Genomic DNA, 23,457 nt, shown 5'->3' with positions numbered 1-23,457 from the left:
TTTAAAACCGTGATATTTCAACATCACCCGGGTTTACATTATCAATGCTGCTCACGGGTACTCCATCGACGATCACGAGCGGGTTATTGGTGCCAATGGTAGTGATACCCCGGATCAGGATATTGGAACCCGCGCCCGGCGCGCCGCTGCTGCGGGTTACCGACACACCCGCTATGCTCCCCTGCAATGCATCGGAAACCTGGATGGTTTGACGGCCGGCAACTTCTTTGGAGCCAATGGAAGAAATGGCGCCGGTCAGATCCTTCTTCCTTTGTGTACCGTAACCCACCACTACTACCTCCGATAATGCATTATCTTCGGGCTTCATGGTAACGTCCAGCGTTGATTGTCCCGTCGGAGAAACGTCCTGGCTCTGGTAACCAACAAATGAAAAAGTGATCGTGACGGGGCCCTGGTCAGGAATAGTGAGCTTGTATAAACCGTTGGCATCGGTGGCGGTCCCGCGCTGCGTACCTTTAATAACGATGCTGACACCGGGTAATTCCTTCGCAGCCTCGTCAGTAACTTTGCCGCTCAGCTCTCTGGTCTGCGCCATTAATGGTGAAATTCCAAAGAGCAGCATGACAAAACCTAGTAGAGTTTTTTGTCGCATAATTTTTAGATATTTAGGTTTAGTGCCAGTTAACGATCCTGGTCGTTTCGGAAAATTTGAGTTAGCAAATATAAATTTGCACAATACGATGATCCGAAAAAGCGCTTGACCAGCTGCATGTACAAAATTATGGACAAGCCAAACCTTTACATATCAGGATATTAGAGTGAAATTATTATGGAGAATGGACAAGGTCAGACCAGCCAGCTTGACTACCTGGACTACGGGTGTCAGCTGATCAGCGAGATCTATGGCAAACCTGATATTCCGGAATGGACGAACAGCGACTACATTCGGCTGAGCAGTATACTTTACAAGAAGACGCACGTACAGATCAGTCCCAATACGCTTAAACGCATTTTTGGCAAAATCAAAACAGACGCACGTTATTACCCCCAAAAGGCGACCCGGGATGCGCTTGCCAGCTACATCGGGTACCGCGACTGGGAGAGCTTTACGCAGGCAAAACCAATTCCCGCGCGGGCAAATCCGGTACCTGCCGCGCCGGTAACAGCTGTACCACCCCCCCGCAAGCCGGAGACCACCCAACTGGCGAAAAAGCCTGTATCCAGGAGGTATGCGATTAAGATTCTTTTGGGGCTGATTGTCCTGATCATGCTGATCGGTGCGGCTGAATACTATGCAGAACATTACGGCACGCCGGCAGCTGCGGCACGCCTTACGTGCCGCAACCCCATTGGAGGAAACCCGCATTCAGCCATTTTTTCCGTCGTAGGAGCTGAACAATACGAAAATTCGAGCGAACCGCTTTTCCTGGAATTCGGGGATGGCGGAAAGGTGACATTGTCGCAGGCCGACAGCGTAGTTACGCATTATTACGAGCGACCGGGCAGGTATTATGCATTTCTCAAACTCAACAAACAGGTAGTTGACTCCACGGTCGTGTACCTGCGCTCAAACGGGTGGACTGCCACGGCCAACATGATGTACGATACCACGCGCGTATATCCTGTGGAGATACCCGGATTATTTACGAAGGGGAAGAACTTCGTCAGCGCGACAGAAGTGTCCCGGGCGGGCGTGGATACAAACCGGACTTTCTTTATTGATTTCATAAACAGTCAGCCCACGGAGATCGACGGCGATAACTTCAATCTCGTGACCAGCATACAAACCTCTGCCGACCGGGTTGGTGTGCGGTGCTCGCAGGTACAGCTGATCGTATTTGGAGAATCGTCGCGGCACACAGTCAATATGATGAAGCCCGGCTGTCTGCACTGGACCAAACTGCAATTTTCCGAGATCAACAAAGACGGCAAGCAGAACGGGCTCGACTTCCTCGGCGCAGACTTTCGAACAGGCGGAAAATTGCAGCTGCGGGTTGAAAACAAGCGCGCCAAGCTGTATGTCAACGACAAGCTCGTGTACGAGGCGGGCTACCAGCGTCCGCTGCGTCGCATTTACGGCCTGAGTATTTCATTTTCGGGCGTCGGCAGCATCCACGCAGTTTCGCTGACGGACAATAAGTCGGGGAAAGCTTTTGCCGGCAACTTTTAAGATGTTGCCGGCGCAGGCGCCAATCTTTTGATATAATCTTGCAGGGTAATCCTTCCCTTATGCGGCTCTAATGTAATTTCGTAGTCCTTCTTCAATGTGATTTCACTCATATTGGCAAGGGATTCAGCTGCGACTTCGGAGAAGCCAGCGCTAGTGAGGAATGTGCGCCAGTTTTGCTGCGGAATAGCTACGGGGACAATCGCTTTTTTTAGTTTTTGGGAGAATGCGGCCGCTACGTCGCGGGTACTGTAATGTTCCGGACCTTCGATGTAGTGCATCTCGCCATTTTTATCAAAGCCTGTCAACAGATCGGCGGCCAGCTCGCCAATATCTTCCGGTGCTACCATCGGAATTTTGAAATCAGGTGGATACAAGCTTTGAAGTTCGCCTGACTGGTCTGCAAAATCCAGGTACATATCCCAGTTGCTCATGTAATATGCTGCACGGACAACCGCGTATGGGATAGTTTGCTGCCTGAGCGCCAGTTCCATTTCGTATAAAGTTCCCAAATCGCCGATCCGGTCACCGGGCTGGGCTCCGTAGGTTGACAATGCCACAATGCGCTGCAACCCGGAACCGTCCATTGCATTGAAAATAGACCTAAGACTTCGTCTCTCTTCTTCCACGGTATCGGTATGGGGCATTGCAGGCGGGTTGAGCAGCAATACGGTTTTCCCATTTAAAAAGACGGTCTTTAATCGCGCCGAATCAAATACATCGGCGACTGCTACCTGTGCACCTTTCCCCTCCCATGCTGCTGCATTTTGCTTGTTGCGCGTTACAATGGTTACCGGCTCGCCTTTGCTGACCAGTGCATTTACCACCGCAGAACCCACGTGCCCGGTACCTCCCAGTATGATATGCATAACGTTTCAGGTTAGTGAAAACTAGCTTTGTAAGTTATTGAGAGTGCAGCAAATACTATTCCTGGAAGCGGGTCACGTTCTGTCTGATTTTGATCAATTTACAAAAAGGCCAGCGTAGTCTGCGGCGAACGCATCAAAGCTGCGCGGTTCGCTTCCAGTTGCTTCCAAGACCCCGGAAGTTACAGTATCCGCCTCTCCCCTTTTGTAATGCGCATAATCCTCGATTAATCCTTCTGCCTGCCAATCGGGAAAGCCAATGTGCCGCAGCATATCTCGCAGCGCCTCTGATGGAACATCGACAAACCGGATGTTTCTTCCAACAGCAGTGGATAACCTCGCGGCCAATTCGTAGTGCGACAAAGCTTCCGGGCCAGTCAGATTATAAATTTTATTTTCATGCGCAGGATGAATGAGCGCTTCGCCGGCAGCAGCTGCAATGTCCCTGGTATCTACGACACTCACCTTTGCTTCTCCGATTGCACCGAAGAACTGATCCTGCGAACGAATGGTATCCCTGAATTCGAGCAACCCCTGCATGAAAAGGTTTGGGCGGAGGAAGGTATATTTTAAACCGGATGCCAGTATTGCATTCTCTACCACGGCGTGATAGCGTAAAAATCTTACCGGCGAATGCAGGTCAGCCGCCCATTGTGAGAGTTTTACGATATGTTTCACGCCGGCCCGCGAAGCCGCTTCCACAAAACGTAGCTGCTGAGCTTCCGCTAATTCAGAGGAATTAGTCAGCAGAAATGCCTTTTCTATCCCGACAAGGCTTTTCTCCAATGAACTTACATCGTTAAAATCGCCTTTTACATACGCTGCATTCAGCAGACTTCCGGCAGCAACGTTATCGAGTGAACGTACCATTGCACGAAATGGCGCGCCTTTGCCGGACAAATACTTAATAAGTTCCCTGCCGATATTTCCGGTGGCGCCCGTAATCAGAATTTGGGGTGAATTTGCAGTTTCCATTTGCAGTAATGATTAATGTTTTGATTTTACGTTTACCAAAATTAGAATCCTGCTTCCTGCCAAAATTGTAAGAAAACGAAACGCTAACTATAAACACGCCATGACAGATACCAGCAATGTACCTCCGCAGCCAGTTGGGCGGCATTTCGAAGTGGCTGGCGAGTTGTACGAGGTGATCAAGCACATTTACTGCATTCGCACGCCGGCGGACTTTACCATCATCACCCAACATCTGTCCCCCAGCCTTGAAACCATGCTGGTGTTCAATTTCGGAGAGCCGATGAGGATTTCATTTGGTGACAAAGAATTTGAAAATCAACGGCTGGATCGCATTGCGGTTGCGGGACCAATCCGCAAAATGATGAACTACGAATTATTGCCAAACAGCGATCTGATTGTGGTTGTGTTCAGGCCGAACGGATTTTACAGACTGTTTCAAATTCCGGCCGACAGCATGGAAAGTGAGGTAATCAAAAACCCGGACGAAATGCTGGGCATTGGCGGCTTTATGGAACTCTGGCAGATACTGCAGCCACTTTCCACACTGGAAAGCCGCATTGACGTACTGATGGAGTACGGAAATATCTTCATCCGAAAAGCGGACGCAGAAGCGCAATTATTGTTCGGCGATTTGCAGCAGCCGCGGACAGGCAAGATGCAGCCTGCGAAGGCGATAGCCGTTGACGCGGACCTTTCAACGCGCACGATCCAGATGCGCTTCCAGAAGTACCTGGGGTTTTCGACCAAAGAACTGGCCCGTTACCTTCGCTTTAAACAGGTAATCGAATTTATACAGCAAGAAGGAAGCGCTGTCGACTGGCTTTCTGTTGTGGACCAATTTGGCTATCATGACCAAAGCCACCTGATCCGCGACTTTCGCCATTACCTTTCCACAACTCCCAGAAAGTTTATACAAGAGTTTTTAGGAAAAGAGTTTTGTGTTAGCAAAGCTGATGCGCCCGCTGTTAATCCAAAGTGAATTTGTCTGTGACATCATCGTCACTCCTTACCTACCGCGAGCACAGCAGAATGGCGCTGATCCGAGTGCGAATCACCGTGATCAGGCGCGACACCGGGTACTGTCAGCGCGAGCGACGCTGTTTGATTATTGAGGCTGATCGGTGAGACTTTCCAGAAAATCAATCACCTGTGCTATTTCTTCTGGTGTCAAGTTCAGCTTGTCAGGCGCCAGTGTCTGGTTGGGAACGTTGATTTTTAATCCTGCTCCTCCGCCTTCATTATAAAATTCCATTACCTGCTCCAAAGTAGTATAAGCGCCATTGTGCATATAAGGCGCAGTTTTGCCGATGTTCCTGAGTGTACTCGTCTTGAATGCATGCTGCCATTGCGGAAAACGGTTGTACTTGCCCCTGCCCTTATCCGAGTCCATCACGGGATTAGTAAAGTCGGCACTACTTGTCACACCGAGTACCTCCGATTCGGTGCGCTGGTAATCCGGTGGCACGGTACCGTTAAACAGCGGAACAAAATGGCAGGTACCGCATTTGGCTTTACCCATAAATACATTGAAACCCGCTACCTGGTTGTCGGTTAATGCTTTTTTATCACCGCGCATATACCTGTCGAATGGGGAATTGAAGGGGTTAAGCGAACGGACAAATGTAGCCAGCGCATTCTGGACAAATACCGGGCGGATACTACCAAGCTCGGGATAGGCTTTTTCAAACATTTGCCGATACTCCTTATCGCCCGTGATCATTCTTGCAAAATCCTTTAAAGAACCGCGCATTTCATCCGTATTGTGGATCACATCCGCAGCCTGGTCTTCAAGCGAAGGCGATCGCAAATCGTAGAACATGTTCTGCTGCAAGGCTGCATACATCACCGTGGGCGCATTCCGCAGGATCGGATCTTTGCCCGCTCCGTTGCTTGTTTTCAGTCCGTCGGTATAAGCGAGTGCGGGATTGTGGCAGGAGCCGCAGTTTGTTTTTCCACTGCCGGAAACGCGGGCGTCAAAGAAGAGCTTTCTCCCTAATGCGACGCGATCGGCAGTAGCACTGAACCTGCTTACGGAGACCATTGCTTCCGGGTCAAATGCATTTTTTTCAAAAAGCGTTGCTGCGTCGCTGCGGAGCAACTTACGGTCTTTACTGAATGGAATGGAAGCCAAAACCTGATTTTCGTGCAGGGCTTCGCAAAAAGGATTGATGTGTTCGGTAATAAATGCAGCCCGGTCGAAACTGTTGAAATCTTTATTCTGGTCTAAAAACTTCACCGCTTTTCCGATTCTCTCTTGCAGCTTGTCGACTTCCGGCAATGTACTTTTATAATATCCCAGGTAATTTTCAGCGGCCAGAAGCACAACTTTGCTCTCCGCGATCGCATTTCCGGAAGCTGGTGTGTCAAATCCGGAGATACCAAGTGAAATCAGCCTGAACATTTCCAGCCGGATCGCGTCCAGCACGTGAGTATCCGTGATCCTGATGTCAGCCCAGAGCATTTTCATACGCTTGCTGTTCACCTGCAATTTGCGCACGTGACGGATCAGCTCTTCTTTTTCCAGCGGCTCGTCTGTATAGATCAGCTCCTCGATCACCTGCAAGCCGCCCGGCTCGAAAACGGCATTCTCTTCATCTTCCACTTCATCCAGCGGCGCGCCGTTCACAAGTCTCACCGTAGTTGGAAAGAAGTACTCTGCAAATGCTTCCGTTTTCTTGTACTGCAGCCTGAGTTCGAGGAATTTTTCTTGCAGCTCACCCTTGTCGGAACTGGTACGTACATAGCCGAGGAAATCTTCGTTCCGTGCAATGAGCGTATTCAGGTCTTCCAAAAACTGCGCATAAACTTTGTCGCTTGCATTCCGCCCACTGTTGCAGCTGGTCAAAGCCACAGAAAACAGCAAGCAGCTCATTAATGCCAGAATTTTTTTCATACACTTATATAAGTACAAAGGAAGGCTCCGTGGCGGAGCCTTCCTGATGCATGGTGTTCTGATCAATTATTGCTTGATACCTCTCACGATTACGGTTTGGCCGCCTTCTTTGTTGGTAGAAATACCGCTTCCGTCAGCGCCTTTGTATTTTTCGTCCTGCCAGGTGTGCGGGTGCAGGTTGATCATGAAAGTTTCAGGGATACCTGTTACTTCCGAGATATCGATCATCGCGCCGTATTCCCAGGTGCTCAGAGAGTTGTTGCCAACTGAGTTGTATTTCGCATTGAATGCAGGATCGTTGCGGCGGTGGTTCATGCGGAGCATTGCCTTGCTTTCTTTGGTAGCAATGTTATACTGCCAGATTGTTCCGTCGTGGTCGTTGTCACGGTAGAATGAATCGCCGTCTTCCTGTACATACACGTAATTTTTGGTTACGCAGATGTTGTCAGGGTTTACGATGAAGCTGCCTGGATTGTCTGCACCATCCATAATGATGTTCAGCTTTCCTTTCAGCGGGTTGGTTTTGTCAAATTCAAGGTGATAAACTCTTCCCCACATATTCTTGCCTGCTACCGGCGTCACTTTATCAGGCTGGCTCACACCTGTCGCAGTGAAGTAAATGTCACGACCAGCGCCATTGCCGCCTTTTACGTAATCGATATCCTCCACGCGTGCGAACTGGATCATTTTCTTCTCCACTGTCTGCGCCTGCAATTCTGTACCTGTGCTTGTTTTTACATTGTCAAAAGGCACAAATTCCACATCGTAGCTCTGTCCTTTTACCATATCCGTTTCCACAGTTTCCTGGTTGGTACGGCGCAATGCATAGAGTTTACCGTTGTTCAGATCACCTACTACGTCGGATACATAAGCTACCAGCTGTCCGTTTGTATCATCTTCACCGATGATGATCACCGTTTTCCCTGGAAATGCATCTTTCGGAAGTGGTACCGCGTTTTCTGCATTCCATTTACCGAATGCAGCCACAGTGCGGGTTTTGTTCTTCTTGTCAGCAGGACCGAAAGGATCAATCGCGTGGGTCATAGACTCAGAGTTGGTCTCACCGGCAGTAAGGAATACCGGTCCGAATCCGTGCTCTTCTGGCGTCGCCATAGTAGCAGAGCAAAGTCGCCATTGTCCGCCTTCCGCATCTACGATATACTCGCCTTTCACAGGCTTCAATTCTTTATCCAGGTAAACGCGCGATACTGAAAACAGGATCTCGTGGTTGTTGATCATCACAAAACCTTCTCCGTTCGGATTTTTCATGAATGCGCCGCCATCAGGCTGGGCACCGTATATGAAATCAGGTGATTCGGGAAGCTGATCGTCTGAGCTGATCAAAGTGGTGATTTTAAGATCTTCGAAACCTGGCAGTGACTGGATCAATGCCGGGTTTACCGAGCGGTTCACAAGCTTGTCGGGATCGACGGGCAGGTTGGTATGGTCCTGCAATGCACATCCTGAGAACGTCATGGACGACAGGATGATGGAAGCTGCGCCGGCAGCCTTGCTGAGCGTAAGATGTTTGGTCATGGTGAGTTGTTTTCACAAAGCTATCCTCCCAATAATACCTGATAGTTAAGCCTGTGTTAAGCAATTGTGATCCTATTCGGCAAATGCGGAAATGGATTTGCCCAACCCAAAAACCGGAAGAAGACACACACGGGCACTAAGTACCCGTCACTGTTGCATTCACACAACAAAAATGCGGTTTAAAGCTCCGGGCATGTGTTTTGCAGCGTATACCCGTTCGCAGTTCAAAGACAGCATACATCCGTCCGTTTGGTGTAAATCAAAAAATCAGCTTGATGAAAAAGACATACGCGTTTTTACAACTCTCATTTTTGCTCTTGTCCGGAGCATGCTTCTCACAGAAAAAACTGGCGAGTGTCGACCTGAAAGATCAATTATGGTATAAAAACAGTGTGATATACAACCTGGAAGTAGGTGTTTTCAAAGACAGCGACGGCGACGGCCGGGGTGATTTCACGGGGTTGATCCAAAAGCTCGATTACCTGACCGCATTAGGTGTCGACGCAATCTGGCTGGCGCCTTTCCAACCTTCTCCCGGGCAGGATGACGGATACGATGTAGCTGATTTTTACGCGATCGATGAGAAGCTGGGTACACCGGGTGACTTCGCCGAATTTATGTTTCAGGCGCAAAAGCGTGGTATCCGGGTGATCATGGACCTGGTTATTAACCATACTTCTGACCAGCATCCTTGGTTCAAAGCCGCCCGCCAGAACCGTAACTCGCCTTACCGTGACTGGTACATCTGGTCGGAGAAGCGGCCGAAAGATTATGATAAAGGAATGGTGTTTCCCGGCGTACAGAAAGCAGTGTGGACCAAGGATGCATCCGGCGAGTATTATTACCACCGTTTTTACGAGTTTCAGCCGGACCTGAACTTCACCAATCCGAAGGTAGTCCTAGAAAGTCAGAAGATCATCGGTTTCTGGCTCAATCAGGGAATCTCCGGTTTCAGGCTGGATGCTGTTCCATTCATTCTTGAACTCCCGAAAACGCCAAGTGATAAGCCTGAGCTGGATTTTCAATTTCTACTCGACATCCGCCAGTTTGCCCAGACGCGCAAGGCAGATGTAGCTATTTTAGGAGAGGCAAACGTGGTCCCGGAAGATACCAAGAACTACTTTGGAGAGAATGGGAACGGGATGCATATGATGTTCAACTTTTTTGCCAACCAGCATCTGTTCTATGCATTGGCCACGGGGAATCTTGAACCATTTAAAAAGGCAATCATTCAGACCCAGCAAATCCCGCAAGCTTCGCAGTGGGCGCACTTCTTGCGAAATCACGACGAAATAGACCTGGGCAGACTTACCGAAAAGCAGCGCCAGGAAGTATATGCCAAAATGGGCCCCGATACGGGCATGCAATTGTATGACCGGGGAATCAGGCGCCGGCTCGCACCGATGCTTTCCAACAACCGCAAACAAATGGAACTCGCTTACAGCATGTTGTTTTCACTGCCAGGAACGCCGGTAATCAGATATGGAGACGAAATAGGAATGGGCGACGATCTGAGATTAAAGGAGAGGATTGCGGTACGTACACCCATGCAATGGACTGCGGAGAAAAACGGCGGCTTTACCAGTGCAGATACCGCATTCAGGCCGGTGATCAGCTCTGGGGAATACGGATATCAGACGCTCAATGTAGCCCAGCAGTTGCGCGACCCGAATTCACTTCTCAGCTGGACTGCCAGGATCATCAAACTCAGGAAATCGTGTCCCGAAATTGCATTGGGCACATACCAGCTACTTGAAACCGGATCACCGCATGTGTTTGCGATCCGGTACAAACATGAAGGTAAGTCGGTAGTGATCCTTCATAATTTTAGTGACAAGCCACAAAAATCGACGATCACCCTGGAAGAAAACGAGATCCTTTTTGACCTGATTAATATGGATGATCAGAAACCTGCCGGGAATAAATATAATGTTGCCCTGGACGGTTACGGCTACAGATGGTTCCGCGCAGGAGATGTGATTCGCTAATGCGCGGTTCTTTTGAATTTGAGTATGTTGCCGCTGAAAAGATCGTCGCCTTCGTTTGAAATGTAGAGACTGCCTTCCTTGTCAAATGCGATACCCTCCGGCTGGATAAATATATTCCCGCCCAGCGGAAAGGCATCTTTTACCTTCCATTTCGAGTCGGTAACTACCAGCAGCTTGTTGACAGCCGAAATGATATACCAGTCGCCGGTGAGTGGATTCCTGGCCAGGCCCGATGGCCGAAAACCGCGCGCTACTTTTCCGTTGATTGCGACAATCTCTTTGACATTGATATTGAATGTGGTAGAAGCGAAATCTTCTTTTGGATCCAGCATATAGCCGGTTACACTACTCTTGGAATCATCGCCCGGACAGTTTTTGCAAAGCACAAACAGCTTGCCGGACTGATCGTCGGCGAACATTCCTTCGTACTCCCCTTTCGGTAGCAAACCTTTCAGCTCACGTACATTCTCAGCTTCCTCAAACGCGCATTCGGCAATGGGAAAAGTGTAGATTGTACCATTGCTTTTGAGAATAAACACGGCGCCGCCAAGCAAGGCAATATCTTCATAATCCCCTTTTTTGGAGAATTTGGTATGTTTCTGCCGACTTATATCCCAGCCCAGCCGGAACACTTTTCCCTCTTCATCCTGCACAGCGTAAACGGTATCACTATTACCGTCACGCAAGGCAATCCCGGAAATCTCGAAAAGACTTTCGGGCATATTGAACCTGTCTGGACTTGTAAGATCGTAGTCTCCACGGCGTACTTCCTTTTTCTCGGCTGCATTGCAGCTGACCAGAAAAAGCAGGATCAAAGCGGGTTTTAATAAAAAATCGAAAACGTAAGAATGGATGCGGCGCATTGGATTAATGTTCAAAAAGCAGCGAAGCGACTACAAAAGAGATCACAGATACAATAATCCCAAACATAAATACATTGTACCCGATACGCAGCAACCGGTACTTTTTACCCAAAACCACACCCTGTGAATACACATCTTTGGTAAGCGAGCCGTAAAGAAACTCGCGGTCGTTCATCAGCCGCTGCATTCCGCCGGCGTAATCCTGGTACGACATTCTGTAAAAATTGCCGAAGAAAAGCAGGTTTACACTTTTGTTATCAATATCCTCCTGCGAAAAAGTCCCGTGCGGGATCGTGGGGCGGGTCGCCAGAATGGAAAATACCATTGTCACCAGACAAACGGCCAGCAGCAAGGTAGTAGGAAAAATCAGGTAAGCATTGTCTTCCAACCGCCTGATCAGCACGCTAAGCAGCACGGAAATGATAATAGATGTGGTAGTGATCATGATATGTGCCTTGTTATCAGCCATATCGCTCAGTCGCTGGTGGTTGTTGGAGCTGATGCGGAACATGGTTTCAATTCCCTTGTCAGGCCGGTCGGACTTTGGTTTTTTAGCCTCACCTATATTTTCCAGCTGTATTTCCGGCTCTTTTAGTTCAATGGAAACATCTTCTTCAACCGGGGTATCGGCTTGCTTTTCTTTCAGCTTGGCCAGATTCTTCTGCTTCTGCTTATTCAGATGTTCGCGGCAATAGTCGGTTTGAAATTGATGCGTCTCGAGTAGTCTGATCGTACTTTCCCGCCACTTTGCCTTATCAATTTTATGTCCGGCTTTCTGCTCGGCCTCTTTCCGCACGAGCTTGTTCCATTCACTAAACTCGGGCGTACCCAGGTGGTAAACGTCAGCATCGCAGACGATCTGCTCCAACAAGTCAGAAGGATTCTGCGGCCAGATCGTGGCGAGAATGCACTTTTTTACCTTTTCAATAATCTCCTCTCCTACTCCTTCCGAACGCAGGAATGCAGCAGCCAGCTCGGCGCCGCGCTCCTCGTGGCCTGCTGTTTCGCCATTTAAATAACCTGTATCGTGGTACCAGGCTGCTGTCTGTACAATGAAAGTTTCCCGCTCGTCCAGCCCGTAGTGGCGCGCGAGCCGGGCAGCATTGCCAACAACCGATTCGGTATGTAGCAGGTTGTGGTAACAAAGCTGCGACAGGTTTTTATTGTTGAAAAAATGGTGAACGCTGTGCTTTACCTTGTCGAGCTGATGCTGATAATTCATATGTGGTACCCGTTGTGCGGTTGAATATTATTTCGTTGGTTGTGTTAATCTGACTATTCAGGAAAAACCTGGATAATTACTCTTCTATTTTTTTCAGGTTCACCTTTTGAAACTATATTCGCTGATCCAAACCATTTCTTGCTAATTCTGAAATCTTTTATTCCCTTATCTTTCAGATATTTTGCAACTATTCTGGTTCTATATTCCGACAATGTCAAATTCTTGTCTTCTTCTCCAATATTGTCGGTGTAGCCTGTTATAGAAATTGTATAATTGTGAATTGGCTTTACCATTCCAATAATCGAATCCAATACCGAAAGTGACGAACTATTTAGTTTGTATTCTGTCTGACCAAAATACAGATTTCTCGTTAATGGAAATTCAAGAGGCGCTTTTACATCAGATAAATCTAACTCTGATTTTATATCATCAATCAATAGGAAATTTAATCCGCTGCCGACCGTAATTTGCTTTCTCATAATTATCTCTTCGGATGAGGAGGTAACTAACAGATCTATTGAGGGAGATTGCTCTGTAACTCCCATGAAAGCACCTCTATGCCCTCTATCTATCATTTCCTTAGGAATATCTACAACACATTCCTTCTTCGCCAGCTGAACAGTATAATTTCTCCATAACGATTTGGCAGCACCCAGGTATAAGGCGTCTTCAATTGGCACAATTACAGAGTCCAATGAAGACGTGGGCAAGTCAAATAAAAACTCTACCTCAGACGTAGCCTGTCCAATGAACCGAACTGGAAGTTTAATTCCATGAAAACCCGCGGATTCAAAAACCAGGAAATTCGAACTAAGTGGCACCTTTACCCTATAAATTCCAGCCGCATTACTCGTACCTAAGTGCTGCTTTTTTCCATCTATAATCGAATAAACATCCGTGTTAATATTCGGGCCCTTGTTATAGTCGAAACAAGCCCCATTTAGAATAATATAGTTGGGTTTATCCTGTTTACAATTTCCATAATTATGGAAAATTACAAGTAATACCAGGGTAAGTACATATTTCATTTTACGGTTGTTTACAGTAAATAAAAACCAAAACCATTCTAATTAACTAACCGATGCAGAACATTTAGATGTTTCAATCTATTCCCAGTCGACATTCAGGTTCACACCAACCCGCAATGCTTTCAGACCTGAGACGCCCTGTAATTCTTCGAGGTCCAGGAATTCCAGATCGTCAAGTAAAGTATTTTTTTCCTGCAAATACCGGATGTAACCCACATATTCTTCCGCCGATTTTCCGGCAAAATAAACCAATGCGATCTTCCCGGGCTGTGTCAGTCGCTCGCCTGTATTCTTGATACGCACTTTGTCAATCCGCTTCTTAATCACCTGGTACCGGATATTGTAGGCACCTTCGACATCAAAACGCCTTTCGTCGTCGCGAAAGCTGATATCAATGCTGGTTGAGTGAATGAAGATCAGCTGCGTGGTTTCGAGCGGCTTTTCCATTTGCGGTACCAGCGAATGTGTGATCCGCGTAATAGCGGCCATGGAAGTCAACTGCCAGAGCCGGATGTTTTTGAGGTACAGGTCGCTGAATTTCTTTTCCAGTTCAATCGACTGCCCGATGTAGATATCGTACTCGATCCCGTCAGTCCTGAATTTCTCGAAATAAGTCGGGTACGATTGCTGTATTTCCTGACGAAACAGGTCGAGATAGAGATTTACAGAGCTGTTGATCCGCTGCATAGAAGCTTCCAGCGCCTTTCTGTTTGCATTGGCGGTGCCCGTCGCCTCATCGATCATGGCAAAGTAACGATCGATTTGATTTCTCAGAACCGCTTCGTTCTCGTCTGAGCGCATACTTCTTGCACCTGAGCGCAGGAGGCTTTCTTCCCTGAAATGCTGTAAAAACGGGTGCGCCTCGCTTTCCAGAAAATCGCGCACCTTCATTTCATCATTGTCGGTCGAATCGTCATTGATCTCCTCGATCCACTTCCTGCATTTGAAGATCATTTCATCGGCAAGACCAAATCCAAGCTTTTCTTTTAACGTAGTAAAGGTTTCTATCAATAGGGTAAATTGAAGGTTCAAATCCTGTTTCAATGCAATATTCCGCTCAATGGTGGAATTTTTGATATCCACCGCGCCGTAGAGCGGATATACATTCTTGAAATGGATTTTCTCGATTACGGCAGTCTGCGGATTGAGCGACTTATCCCGCAAATAATGCCAGGCCGATTCCCGGAAACGCCATTGTACGGCAGGTTGGAGAGACGTAAACTTATCGCGGATCACGTTATCGATCCCGGCATGAAACTCGTCGATATAGTTCTTGAAGATCTGCGCGAGCAGCGGGAGCGCCACATCCAGCTTATGCAGCACCTGCTCATCGAGCGAGTCTGCCCGGCAGGAGTATACTTCCAGCAGGCCAACCACTTTCTTATCAAAAAAGACCGGGATCAGCGCGAAGGAACGAACACCATCTTCGTACAGCAATCTTGCAAAGTCTTTCTTGTAACCTGCCTCCGCAGTAAGCTCGCGGATCAGCTGCGGCTTGGGATCGAGCAGGTATTCATCTGCCATTTGCGAGTACATTTCCTCCGCCATGTTATTCTCGGTAGCCGCATTCATCAGCTTACTGAACAGCACGGTACCCTTATTGAATACCAGCCGGTTATTTACCCGCAAAACGGGCATTGTACCAAAATTAAACTGCGGATCGCCGATAAGCATTTTCAGCGAATGTACCACTCGGTTGAAGTAGGTATTCTGATCAAAAAGAGACCGGTCGAGAATGGTATTTTTAATTTGTTCCACCGCATTCTGGGCAGTGACATCTTCAAGCGTAACCACCGAGAATCCTACAAAACGGAAAAGCGACAGCGGCAAAACTTCCATGATCTTCGGCAGGTCCATTCCATCCTGTGTGACGGATGCGAGCCACTCGGGGTCCAGGTCGGGCAATGCGTCTTTCGGCGTTACCTCACAAAACCGGGTATCGATATTGAGCTTATAAAACTTTTGCAGTCCCGATTTCTCGTCGCGGATCGTAATAATGAGCTCGTGACTGTGCGCGGGTGGTACTCCGTAGAATTTTTCCAAAACAAAAGAATACACCATTTCTTTCTTCTTGGTAGCGCTATCCTCGTCGTCGAGCACAATATCGCACCGGATTTCGCCCGATTTGCTATCGAGCAGCAGATCGTAAAAACCGGAAGTAGCATAAAATACGGTTGGATTGATCGGGGCGCTCATGGCCCAGCAAACCTGCTTTTCGTCAGCGAACATCGGCATGAGCAGACTGCAAACAAGCGCCATTTCCTCTTTATAGCGTGCTATGTCTTCCAGCGGCACCGTCCCGCTCAGCGCAGGCTGCGCTTTGAGGCGCGCCAGTGCCATTTCGAAAAAAGTCCGCTTGATTGTTTGTTCTTCATTCGCCTTGTCTTCCAGAAAGCGGATGAAGCTTTCGAATGAAATGGACGAATCTATCGGGATGCCGTCATATCGGACGTCATTTGTAACATCAATTGTAATAGGTTCCATTGACTATGTTTGTGGCTATCGCAGCTGGCATTTGCGGCCCGGAAGGTGAGTTTGTGCCTTATTGCGCTTTTAGGGTAACCGTCTAACAATAAACGCCCGAATTCCATTCACTCAAAACAAGTGATGTTTGCAAGATTTAATATCGATTTTCTTATCCAAAAAAATGGGCACCTCCGCTGCTAGTATGTGCCTGCCCCGCGTGCCTTTCATGAAGTAAATCCATTTTGCTTTCACGTATGAAAAAGATATTGTTGCTGACTCTCCTCTGCATTGCCGGCTGTGGCTTAAAAGCGCAGCAGACAGCTAATCGCCCCACGCTCGTGGCGGGCATTCCGGTGAATTACAGTGAAGATTCAACCGGCACATACAGCCTCCCCGACCTGCTGAAATGTGCGGACGGACAGGCTGTGACGAATGCAAAAATATGGACACAGAAACGCAGGCCTGAACTATTGAAGCTGGTCGAAGAGATACAGTTTGGTAAAATGCCCGGTAAACCTTCGAACCTCAAATTCAATGTGTTCGACAAAGGTACACCCGCATTCAGTGGGAAAGCGCTCCGCAAGCAGGTTACAGTGTATTTTACTGCGGATACAGCTGACCACAAGATGAACCTTGTCATTTACCTGCCCGCTGCTGCTAAAAAGCCGTCACCGATGCTGCTGAATATCTCTTTCGCTGCATACAATCAGATTATCGATGATCCTGGCCTGCTCGTCGGGACGATCTGGAACAGGGAAGGACAGCGTGTAAAGGCAGATAAGCCGAGTGTTTTTGGCAACATGGATATTGAACAATTTATGGACGCAGGAATCGGCTTTGCGACGGTTTACTATGGAGATATCGAGCCCGACTTCAAAGACGGGATCAATCATGGGATCAGGAAAGTGTATTTGAAGCGGGGTCAAACTGAAACTGCTCCTGACGAATGGGGTGCGATCGCCGCGTGGTCTTGGGGGCTAAGCCGGGCAATGGACTATTTTGAAACCGATAAACAGATCGACGCCAAACGGGTTGCATTGCAAGGTGCGTCGCGGCTGGGCAAGACGGTACTCTGGGCGGGAATCCGCGACCCGCGCTTTAAAATGGTGATCGCAAGTATTTCCGGCGAAGGCGGAGCAGCATTGGCGCGGCGTAATTATGGTGAAACGATCGGCCACATTACAGACCCTTCCCGGTACCTGTACCAATTTGCACCCAACTACCACACTTATGCGGACAAGGTGAACACAATGCCTTTCGATGCACATGCATTGGTAGCATTAATGGCGCCCCGCCCGCTCCTTTTACAAACCGGGAGTACAGATTACTGGTCAGACCCGAAAGGCGAATTCCTCGCAGCTCAGGCAGCAGCACCCGTCTACAAGCTTTTCAACAAAACAGCTCCGCCTGCGGGGAATATGCCGGCTGCGGGAGATACTTCCCTGCTTATGAATGATCTTGGCTACTTCATGCACGAAGGCGGCCACACCGTTCTGCCGGAAGACTGGAAGTTGATGATCGCCTATATGCAGCGATTTTTGTTGTAGTTATAAATGCTCGCAACACTCAATTTACATTGTTCAAACCCAGCTGATCCAGGATTTCCAGTTTAGTCCCGCAAAGGAAATGTTTATCGCCGTTTTTCAGGACAACCAGACTGTAACGCATATCTGAATCAGGCACGATATCGGTCACATCGTCCAGCGAAAACCGTACAGTAACCGACTCGTCATCTTTTGTTTTAAATTCACCTTGTCTCATTGGAAGTAGCATTTACATTATAATAAATCAATGCGACAAATTCCGTGCTAGGCGAAATCCAAGATCATCGATTTTGAATGCAACAGGGTGGCTGCGGCGGCGGTTTGTAGCCATGCAACCTCTTTCATCATCAGCCCAGCCGCCTCCCCTGAAAATTCTGTATGACCCGTAAACAGTCTGGTCATAAACATCAGTACACCATTCCCACACATTTCCAAGCATATCGTAAAGTCCAAACGCATTCGGTTCTTTCAACCCTACTTCATGTGTTTCACCACCTGCATTCCCGCGGTACCAGGCAATTTTGTCCAGCTCACCGTACCGAATTCCCGTGGTTCCCGCTTTGCAGGCATATTCCCATTCCGCTTCTGTGGGCAAACGGTATCCTTCGGCATTTGCATTGAAACTGATCTCTTCTCCATGGCTATCCATTGCATAGCAAGGTTGAAGCTGTGCGAGTTCTGAAAGTGCGTTACAAAAAAGTACAGCTTCTTTCCAGCTCACTGTTTCTACCGGCCGGTTTTCGCCTTTAAAAACGGAAGGAGAAGCTTTCATTATTTCAGAAAACAGATCCTGTGTGACCGGGTAAGCTGCGATGTAAAAATCAGGGAGATGAACAGTCCATTTCTGTTTGGTCCGATCGTCGCAAAGCTCTATGCTGCCTGCTGGTATCGGTACCATTGCTTTATCTACTCTGTTTAAAATCGCTTTTTCGTAAATGCGTTGTTCCATTAAAGACAGCCGATCGACTTAAAACTGAATGTTGTGGGCGGCGAAATTAACAAATACCCGGATTGACAGCCACTTGGTATCATTTTTTTACAGCGCAGGCTTATTCATCAACCAAACGATCATGAAAAAGCTAAAAATAGGCTTCGTCTTAGCGACACTAGCCATCGGATTCACCAACTATTCGTGCGGAACCAAGAACGACACTGGCGGCAACATAGATAGTTCCGCAACAACGATCAAATCCGACAGCGGCAATGCCGAGAGCACCAAAGCAATGGGTGTGGGAGAAGATAACCAGAACGAAGTGCCCGGTTACCCAGCCAATCAGTCGAACCTGAATGCAGATTCGACCAGGGAAAAGCATTAAACGTTAAAAAGGCTGGCAGTGGTGCCAGCCTTTTTAAAACTTTCAAAAATATCGACAATAGTACACCGAAGCCGCTGCTGCCTATTCGCAATGGAGAGCTAGTTCGGCTAAATAAATCATTGGGCTATTTGCAGATCTTTCACGCTTTCTGCAAAAACTTGTTACCATTCAGCGGCGCTGCCGTCTTCGTGAGTCCATAATGGATTTTTCCAATTGTGTCCCACTTCTGCCATTTTTCTCACTTGGGCTTCGTCGATCTGAATGCCCAGCCCAGGCCCGCCCGGGATCTTTACGAACCCGTTTTCATAGGTAAATACCGACTTATCTTCCAGGTAATCCATCAAATCATTCCCCTGATTGTAATGGATACCAAGACTTTGCTCCTGAATAAATGCATTGTGGCAGGTAGCATCTACCTGCAGACAAGCGGCCAGCGCAATGGGCCCGAGCGGACAGTGCGGCGCGGCAGCTACATCGAAAGCTTCCGCCATTGACAATATCTTTTTACACTCGGTTATCCCGCCCGCGTGCGACAAATCCGGCTGGATAATGTCCACATAACCATCCATCAGCAGGTTTTTGAAATCCCAGCGGCTGAACATCCGCTCGCCGGTCGCGATCGGGATACAGGTATGCTGCGCAATTTCCCGGAGCGCTTCATTGTTCTCGGGCAGTACCGGTTCTTCGATAAACATCGGGCGGAATTGTTCCAGCTCTTTGGCCAGTACCTTCGCCATCGGCTTGTGCAGTCTGCCGTGAAAATCGACGCCGATATCCAGTCCATAGCCAACTGCCTCGCGAATGGAAGCCACCCGGCGGAGTACCAGGTCGATCTTTTCGTAAGAATCAATGTACTGCATTTCGTCAGTTCCATTCATTTTGATGGCTTTGAAACCAATATCAAATGCAGCCTGGGCGGCGCTCGCTACTTCTGCCGGCCTGTCGCCGCCGATCCAGGAGTACACTTTGATCTTGTCCCGGCATTTACCGCCAAGCAGCTCATACACCGGTGCATTGTGAAACTTCCCTTTAATATCCCACAGTGCCTGATCGATACCCGCAATTGCGCTCATCAGAATCGGTCCGCCGCGGTAGAAGCCGCCTCGGTACATGGTATTCCAATGCCCTTCAATGTCAAGCGGATTTTTGCCGATCAATGTGTCCATTAACTCAATCACAGCCGCTTTGACGGTAGCCGCTTTTCCTTCAATGACGGGCTCGCCCCAGCCGACGATACCTTCGTCAGTTTCAACTTTTAAAAACAACCACCTCGGCGGTACCTGAAACAATTCGTAGCTTTTGATCTTCATTACAATGTTCTTTTTAAATCATCATTTGCGGTGACAGCTCACCAGCTATCCCGCGGTTTTACAAAGCTGCATTCACCACCCGCCTGATCTTCCCGTCGGGCTTGGTCATGATATACATTTCACCAGTCTGACGGTCGTATTCGATCCTTACATCCACACGTTTTGCGCCCGTAAGTTCAGTCAGACTTGTATCTTTTCCTTTATAGGTAACAGTTAGTTCGTGCACGGAAGGATCGCTCAGGTTTTTATCAATATTGACAAAAAACAATCTGCCGCTCACAATGTCGCCGAAAATGTACTTGCCTTTGAGCGCATTCAGCTTGCCTTCATATACATACCCGCCGCTGATCGCGCTGCCGTCGTAATGATCATACAATGCAAATGGACGAATGTATTGGAGCGTATCCGGCTCTGCAACTTTATAGACCTTTTTCAGATCTTTAAAGGAAATTCCAAAGTTACCTTCACGTACATTCCAGCCGTAGTCCCCGCCTGGTACCACCACATTGATCTCCTCAAAATTGGATTCGCTTACTTCCGCACTGAACAACTTTCCGTCATACCACGCCATCCTATGCGGGTTACGAAATCCGTAAGCATAAATTTCAGTGTAAATCCCTTCGCCTTTTTGCTGTACAAACGGGTTATCCTTGGAAATTCCGTAGTTGCTGTTTTTGCTGTTACTTCCAAGCGGATCAATGCGGAGAATGGTTCCGAGCGGCGATTTCAATGTATGACAAAGCTGCGGATAGCCGCTGATCGTGGAAGAACCGTCGCCGATGCCGATGTACAAAAGTCCGTACTCGGGATTGCTTTTTGAAACCTCAGGTACGAAACCGATATCCTGCATTCCGTGCACAGCGCCGGGTACATTGATCCGCAGCAGCTCACGCCGCTTGCCGTTGAAAACCGGACTTTTCACATCATCCATTTTCCATTCAGACAACACCCATTGCATAGCAACCTTGATCGTGTCGCTGAACGCATTGTCCGCAGGCTTGCCTTTGAAAGCTTCTGTGTGGGTAATGTAAATAAGGCCGTTTTTCAGATAATCGGGATGAAATGCGAAGCTGCCGAGACCAGTGCCTAGCCCGGGCTCATTGATGAAATTGTCAACCAGCGGCCGAATGCTCATGAACTCTGCTGGCTGTCCTCCCACAACATGATAAATAAACCCCCGCTGATCACTTACATATAAGCTACCGTCGCGCGCAGGCGAAGAGCGCATGGTCGCGAGTCGGGTGCGCGGCATTTTTTCACTTGAAAACGGCATAGTAACAAAGTCTTCCAGCTCCACTTTCAGGCTCGACTTCGTAATCGGCGCGGCGAGCCGCTCTGCTTTTACATTTGCTTCGCCTGTTTCTACAACAAGCGGTTTGAGGTCGCGGGATTTGCTTTCCTGGTCCAGGTAGCTCAATATGGATTGAATTTCCTCATCTTTCAGAAAGTCAAATGGCGGCATCACCATCTTGTAACGCGCGGCCAGCGCAACTGTTCTTTTATCGCCTTTCTCGATGAATGCATTGGGATTTTTGATAAATGCAACCAGCTGATCAGGCGGTAACAGACTTGTGATACCGCCGAGCCGCGGACCAATTTCCTCGGTTTCCAGCGCGTGACAGGAAGCACAGTTGGAAGTAAAAAGAGCCTGGCCGGAGGTTTTTGAAACCGTTTTATGTTGGGTCACGGCAGATTTCTGAGTGGGGGTACATCGTGTAAAAAGCACGGCGACCATCAACAGGTAAAGGAACTTACGGAACATGTTCAGGTTTAGGAATCGGGCAAAGGAATTTTGAAAGATAATATAAAAATCCGCACAAGTTATTGCAGCGCCTTCAATGCACGGTTGAGGCTCCGTACAGTGATACCGAGGTAGCTCGCCATATCTTCTTTCGAAAGTGATGTTTGCTGGCTGGATTGGAATTCCAGAAGCTTTTTCAAGCCTTGTTCCATTGTATAAAGCTGCTGCGCCGACGACCGGCTGCTCGTATTGATGATCCGTTCCGCCATTTCTTCCAGCAGAAGCCGGCTAAACTGCTGATCCTGCTCCAACAATGCATGGAAATAGCTTATATTCAATGCATAGGCATGTACCTCCGTGATGGCTTCGATGTTGCAGAGGCACACCGAATTCTTGATCGCCTCGATCTCGCCAACGATCTCGCCTTCGCCCAGAAATTCCACGATGTAATCTTTCCCGTTCTCCTCGCTCAAAAAGCATTTGGTAACCCCGCTTTTTACAAAAAACACCTTCTTGGTTATACTTCCCTTACTGAGTATCGCGGCTTTTCCGGGGAACACTTCCAAAGTGATATGTTGCCTGTTTTCGGGGTTTTCGAAAAGGGATTTGATGTATGATAAAAACGAAAGATTGGTACGCAGCATTTTTTAGTGAATTGGGACAAATGTCCTTTTACCTGCCGGGAAGCGGGCTGATTTTTGCGGCTTAAATTTAAACATTACAATGAAGAATCATATCAAGGTCATCGCATTCGACGCGGACGATACTTTGTGGGTCAATGAGCCTTTTTTTCAGGAAACGGAGCAAAAGTTCTGCGCCATGCTGGAAGACTTCCTGCCGCAGCATTCCATTTCGCAGGAACTATATAAAACACAGGTCAAAAACCTGCCGCTTTACGGTTATGGGATTAAATGTTTCATGCTTTGTATGATTGAGACGGCTTATACCGTTTCCGGCGGCACGGCGAGCCTTGATATGATCAAAGATATCATCGCATTGGGCCAGGAGATGCTCAACAAGCCCGTAGAGCTCCTGGAAGATGTGCGCCATGTGCTGGACACTTTGAAAGGAAAATACAGACTGATCGTAGCAACAAAAGGCGACCTGCTGGATCAGGAGCGGAAGTTACAGAAGTCGGGACTGCTGGAATACTTTCACCATATCGAAATCATGAGCGACAAGCGCGTACAGGATTACAGCAAGCTGATCAGGCACCTCGATTGCCGCCCCGAAAACTTCCTGATGCTGGGTAACTCCATCAAATCCGACGTACTGCCCGTACTTGAACTCGGTGGTTACGCGGCGCATATTCCTTTTCACGTAACCTGGCACCACGAGCAATACGAGCACACGCTGGAACACGACCATTTTATGCAGCTCGAAAGATTGGGAGAGATATTGCAGCATTTGTAGTGCTGGTAGTCAAGCAAACCTTATCTGTTATCCGGTAGGCCTGATATTAGCTGTTGTTATATTGCAAAGTTTCGATTCATTACTAAATTTGTCCCGGTCGACGTGTCGAATATCTCTTTCGACAGATCTGCAATATACTATTAAACGCACTATCAGATACTTCCGTAG

At 48.1% G+C, this 23,457-nt stretch carries 20 protein-coding genes; 6 read left to right on the top strand and 14 right to left on the bottom strand.

What is annotated here, in order from left to right:
- Window position 1 precedes the first annotated feature (1 nt).
- A complete protein-coding gene (locus tag Q369_RS29460; RefSeq protein ID WP_229206778.1) occupies window positions 2–613 on the bottom strand; it encodes a carboxypeptidase-like regulatory domain-containing protein in 612 nt (203 codons plus the stop codon).
- Window positions 614–790: 177 nt separating this feature from the next.
- Here Q369_RS29460 and Q369_RS0109025 point away from each other — a divergent pair, with 177 nt between their 5' ends.
- Window positions 791–2,131 carry a hypothetical protein gene (locus Q369_RS0109025; protein WP_051663985.1) on the top strand — a complete coding sequence of 447 codons (1,341 nt, stop codon included), beginning with the start codon at window positions 791–793 and terminating at the stop codon, window positions 2,129–2,131.
- Here the strand turns inward: Q369_RS0109025 and Q369_RS0109020 are convergent.
- Both Q369_RS0109020 and Q369_RS0109015 read right to left on the bottom strand, forming a co-directional pair.
- Entirely contained in the window at window positions 2,128–2,997 is an 870-nt protein-coding gene (locus tag Q369_RS0109020) for an NmrA family NAD(P)-binding protein (RefSeq protein WP_031527478.1), read from the bottom strand. The two genes, Q369_RS0109025 and Q369_RS0109020, sit on opposite strands and share 4 nt — an antisense overlap.
- Before the next feature lie 93 nt (window positions 2,998–3,090).
- Entirely contained in the window at window positions 3,091–3,969 is an 879-nt protein-coding gene (locus Q369_RS0109015; protein ID WP_031527477.1) for an SDR family oxidoreductase, read from the bottom strand.
- Between the two features lie 100 nt (window positions 3,970–4,069).
- Here Q369_RS0109015 and Q369_RS0109010 point away from each other — a divergent pair, with 100 nt between their 5' ends.
- Window positions 4,070–4,948, top strand: coding sequence for a helix-turn-helix domain-containing protein (locus tag Q369_RS0109010; RefSeq protein WP_031527476.1), 879 nt, complete (start codon window positions 4,070–4,072; stop codon window positions 4,946–4,948).
- Window positions 4,949–5,074: 126 nt separating this feature from the next.
- Here Q369_RS0109010 and Q369_RS0109005 read toward each other — a convergent pair whose 3' ends face one another.
- Together Q369_RS0109005 and Q369_RS0109000 are read right to left on the bottom strand one after the other, a co-directional pair.
- Entirely contained in the window at window positions 5,075–6,862 is a 1,788-nt protein-coding gene (locus tag Q369_RS0109005; protein WP_031527475.1) for a cytochrome-c peroxidase, read from the bottom strand.
- Window positions 6,863–6,928: 66 nt separating this feature from the next.
- Complete coding sequence (locus Q369_RS0109000; protein WP_031527474.1) at window positions 6,929–8,398, bottom strand: PhoX family protein; 1,470 nt, start codon at window positions 8,396–8,398, stop codon at window positions 6,929–6,931.
- Between the two features lie 275 nt (window positions 8,399–8,673).
- Between Q369_RS0109000 and Q369_RS0108995 the strand changes: the two genes are divergently transcribed.
- Window positions 8,674–10,386, top strand: a complete 1,713-nt coding sequence (locus Q369_RS0108995) for an alpha-amylase family protein (protein ID WP_084165690.1) — start codon at window positions 8,674–8,676, stop codon at window positions 10,384–10,386.
- Here the strand turns inward: Q369_RS0108995 and Q369_RS0108990 are convergent.
- The 4 genes from Q369_RS0108990 to Q369_RS0108975 form a co-directional block, all read right to left on the bottom strand.
- A complete protein-coding gene (locus tag Q369_RS0108990; RefSeq protein WP_031527472.1) occupies window positions 10,383–11,249 on the bottom strand; it encodes an SdiA-regulated domain-containing protein in 867 nt (288 codons plus the stop codon). The two genes, Q369_RS0108995 and Q369_RS0108990, sit on opposite strands and share 4 nt — an antisense overlap.
- Before the next feature lie 4 nt (window positions 11,250–11,253).
- The gene (locus Q369_RS0108985; RefSeq protein WP_031527471.1) at window positions 11,254–12,471 is read right to left on the bottom strand and encodes a Pycsar system effector family protein; all 1,218 of its coding nucleotides are present in this window, start codon (window positions 12,469–12,471) and stop codon (window positions 11,254–11,256) included.
- A 53-nt stretch (window positions 12,472–12,524) separates the two neighbouring features.
- Window positions 12,525–13,499 carry an OmpA family protein gene (locus Q369_RS0108980; protein ID WP_031527470.1) on the bottom strand — a complete coding sequence of 325 codons (975 nt, stop codon included), beginning with the start codon at window positions 13,497–13,499 and terminating at the stop codon, window positions 12,525–12,527.
- Window positions 13,500–13,577: 78 nt separating this feature from the next.
- Entirely contained in the window at window positions 13,578–15,983 is a 2,406-nt protein-coding gene (locus Q369_RS0108975; RefSeq protein ID WP_031527469.1) for a GAF domain-containing protein, read from the bottom strand.
- A 236-nt stretch (window positions 15,984–16,219) separates the two neighbouring features.
- Between Q369_RS0108975 and Q369_RS0108970 the strand changes: the two genes are divergently transcribed.
- Complete coding sequence (locus tag Q369_RS0108970; protein ID WP_031527468.1) at window positions 16,220–17,512, top strand: alpha/beta hydrolase family protein; 1,293 nt, start codon at window positions 16,220–16,222, stop codon at window positions 17,510–17,512.
- A 19-nt stretch (window positions 17,513–17,531) separates the two neighbouring features.
- Here the strand turns inward: Q369_RS0108970 and Q369_RS0108965 are convergent, their stop codons facing one another.
- Together Q369_RS0108965 and Q369_RS0108960 are read right to left on the bottom strand one after the other, a co-directional pair.
- Window positions 17,532–17,726 (bottom strand): hypothetical protein, encoded by a 195-nt coding sequence (locus Q369_RS0108965; protein ID WP_031527467.1) that lies wholly within the window; start codon window positions 17,724–17,726, stop codon window positions 17,532–17,534.
- Between the two features lie 27 nt (window positions 17,727–17,753).
- Window positions 17,754–18,458: a formylglycine-generating enzyme family protein gene (locus tag Q369_RS0108960; RefSeq protein WP_031527466.1), complete on the bottom strand. Its 705-nt coding sequence runs from the start codon at window positions 18,456–18,458 to the stop codon at window positions 17,754–17,756.
- Between the two features lie 121 nt (window positions 18,459–18,579).
- Between Q369_RS0108960 and Q369_RS0108955 the strand changes: the two genes are divergently transcribed.
- Entirely contained in the window at window positions 18,580–18,825 is a 246-nt protein-coding gene (locus tag Q369_RS0108955; protein WP_157488124.1) for a hypothetical protein, read from the top strand.
- Window positions 18,826–18,986: 161 nt separating this feature from the next.
- Here the strand turns inward: Q369_RS0108955 and dgoD are convergent, their stop codons facing one another.
- The 3 genes from dgoD to Q369_RS0108940 are packed head-to-tail and all read right to left on the bottom strand — an operon-like array spanning window position 18,987 to window position 22,520.
- Window positions 18,987–20,135, bottom strand: a complete 1,149-nt coding sequence (gene dgoD / locus Q369_RS0108950) for a galactonate dehydratase (protein WP_031527464.1) — start codon at window positions 20,133–20,135, stop codon at window positions 18,987–18,989.
- A 58-nt stretch (window positions 20,136–20,193) separates the two neighbouring features.
- Window positions 20,194–21,897, bottom strand: a complete 1,704-nt coding sequence (locus tag Q369_RS0108945; RefSeq protein ID WP_031527463.1) for a PQQ-dependent sugar dehydrogenase — start codon at window positions 21,895–21,897, stop codon at window positions 20,194–20,196.
- A gap of 59 nt (window positions 21,898–21,956) precedes the next feature.
- Window positions 21,957–22,520: a Crp/Fnr family transcriptional regulator gene (locus Q369_RS0108940; RefSeq protein WP_031527462.1), complete on the bottom strand. Its 564-nt coding sequence runs from the start codon at window positions 22,518–22,520 to the stop codon at window positions 21,957–21,959.
- A gap of 79 nt (window positions 22,521–22,599) precedes the next feature.
- Here Q369_RS0108940 and Q369_RS0108935 point away from each other — a divergent pair, with 79 nt between their 5' ends.
- Window positions 22,600–23,289 carry an HAD family hydrolase gene (locus Q369_RS0108935; RefSeq protein ID WP_031527461.1) on the top strand — a complete coding sequence of 230 codons (690 nt, stop codon included), beginning with the start codon at window positions 22,600–22,602 and terminating at the stop codon, window positions 23,287–23,289.
- Window positions 23,290–23,457 lie beyond the last annotated feature (168 nt).

This window comes from Dyadobacter crusticola DSM 16708 (assembly GCF_000701505.1).
In the GTDB taxonomy this organism is placed as follows: Bacteria; Bacteroidota; Bacteroidia; order Cytophagales; family Spirosomataceae; genus Dyadobacter; species Dyadobacter crusticola.
The sequence above is the reverse complement of the archived record's forward strand: the minus strand, read 5'-3'. Positions and strand labels throughout refer to the sequence as shown.

Excerpts from the sequence above, each read along its gene's own strand:
- Q369_RS29460 (WP_229206778.1), bottom strand. The coding sequence starts at position 613 with ATGCGACAAAAAACTCTACTAGGTTTTGTCATGCTGCTCTTTGGAATT.
- Q369_RS0109025 (WP_051663985.1), top strand. The coding sequence starts at position 791 with ATGGAGAATGGACAAGGTCAGACCAGCCAGCTTGACTACCTGGACTAC.
- Q369_RS0109020 (WP_031527478.1), bottom strand. The coding sequence starts at position 2,997 with ATGCATATCATACTGGGAGGTACCGGGCACGTGGGTTCTGCGGTGGTA.
- Q369_RS0109015 (WP_031527477.1), bottom strand. The coding sequence starts at position 3,969 with ATGGAAACTGCAAATTCACCCCAAATTCTGATTACGGGCGCCACCGGA.
- Q369_RS0109010 (WP_031527476.1), top strand. The coding sequence starts at position 4,070 with ATGACAGATACCAGCAATGTACCTCCGCAGCCAGTTGGGCGGCATTTC.
- Q369_RS0109005 (WP_031527475.1), bottom strand. The coding sequence starts at position 6,862 with ATGAAAAAAATTCTGGCATTAATGAGCTGCTTGCTGTTTTCTGTGGCT.
- Q369_RS0109000 (WP_031527474.1), bottom strand. The coding sequence starts at position 8,398 with ATGACCAAACATCTTACGCTCAGCAAGGCTGCCGGCGCAGCTTCCATC.
- Q369_RS0108995 (WP_084165690.1), top strand. The coding sequence starts at position 8,674 with ATGAAAAAGACATACGCGTTTTTACAACTCTCATTTTTGCTCTTGTCC.
- Q369_RS0108990 (WP_031527472.1), bottom strand. The coding sequence starts at position 11,249 with ATGCGCCGCATCCATTCTTACGTTTTCGATTTTTTATTAAAACCCGCT.
- Q369_RS0108985 (WP_031527471.1), bottom strand. The coding sequence starts at position 12,471 with ATGAATTATCAGCATCAGCTCGACAAGGTAAAGCACAGCGTTCACCAT.
- Q369_RS0108980 (WP_031527470.1), bottom strand. The coding sequence starts at position 13,499 with ATGAAATATGTACTTACCCTGGTATTACTTGTAATTTTCCATAATTAT.
- Q369_RS0108975 (WP_031527469.1), bottom strand. The coding sequence starts at position 15,983 with ATGGAACCTATTACAATTGATGTTACAAATGACGTCCGATATGACGGC.
- Q369_RS0108970 (WP_031527468.1), top strand. The coding sequence starts at position 16,220 with ATGAAAAAGATATTGTTGCTGACTCTCCTCTGCATTGCCGGCTGTGGC.
- Q369_RS0108965 (WP_031527467.1), bottom strand. The coding sequence starts at position 17,726 with ATGAGACAAGGTGAATTTAAAACAAAAGATGACGAGTCGGTTACTGTA.
- Q369_RS0108960 (WP_031527466.1), bottom strand. The coding sequence starts at position 18,458 with ATGGAACAACGCATTTACGAAAAAGCGATTTTAAACAGAGTAGATAAA.
- Q369_RS0108955 (WP_157488124.1), top strand. The coding sequence starts at position 18,580 with ATGAAAAAGCTAAAAATAGGCTTCGTCTTAGCGACACTAGCCATCGGA.
- dgoD (WP_031527464.1), bottom strand. The coding sequence starts at position 20,135 with ATGAAGATCAAAAGCTACGAATTGTTTCAGGTACCGCCGAGGTGGTTG.
- Q369_RS0108945 (WP_031527463.1), bottom strand. The coding sequence starts at position 21,897 with ATGTTCCGTAAGTTCCTTTACCTGTTGATGGTCGCCGTGCTTTTTACA.
- Q369_RS0108940 (WP_031527462.1), bottom strand. The coding sequence starts at position 22,520 with ATGCTGCGTACCAATCTTTCGTTTTTATCATACATCAAATCCCTTTTC.
- Q369_RS0108935 (WP_031527461.1), top strand. The coding sequence starts at position 22,600 with ATGAAGAATCATATCAAGGTCATCGCATTCGACGCGGACGATACTTTG.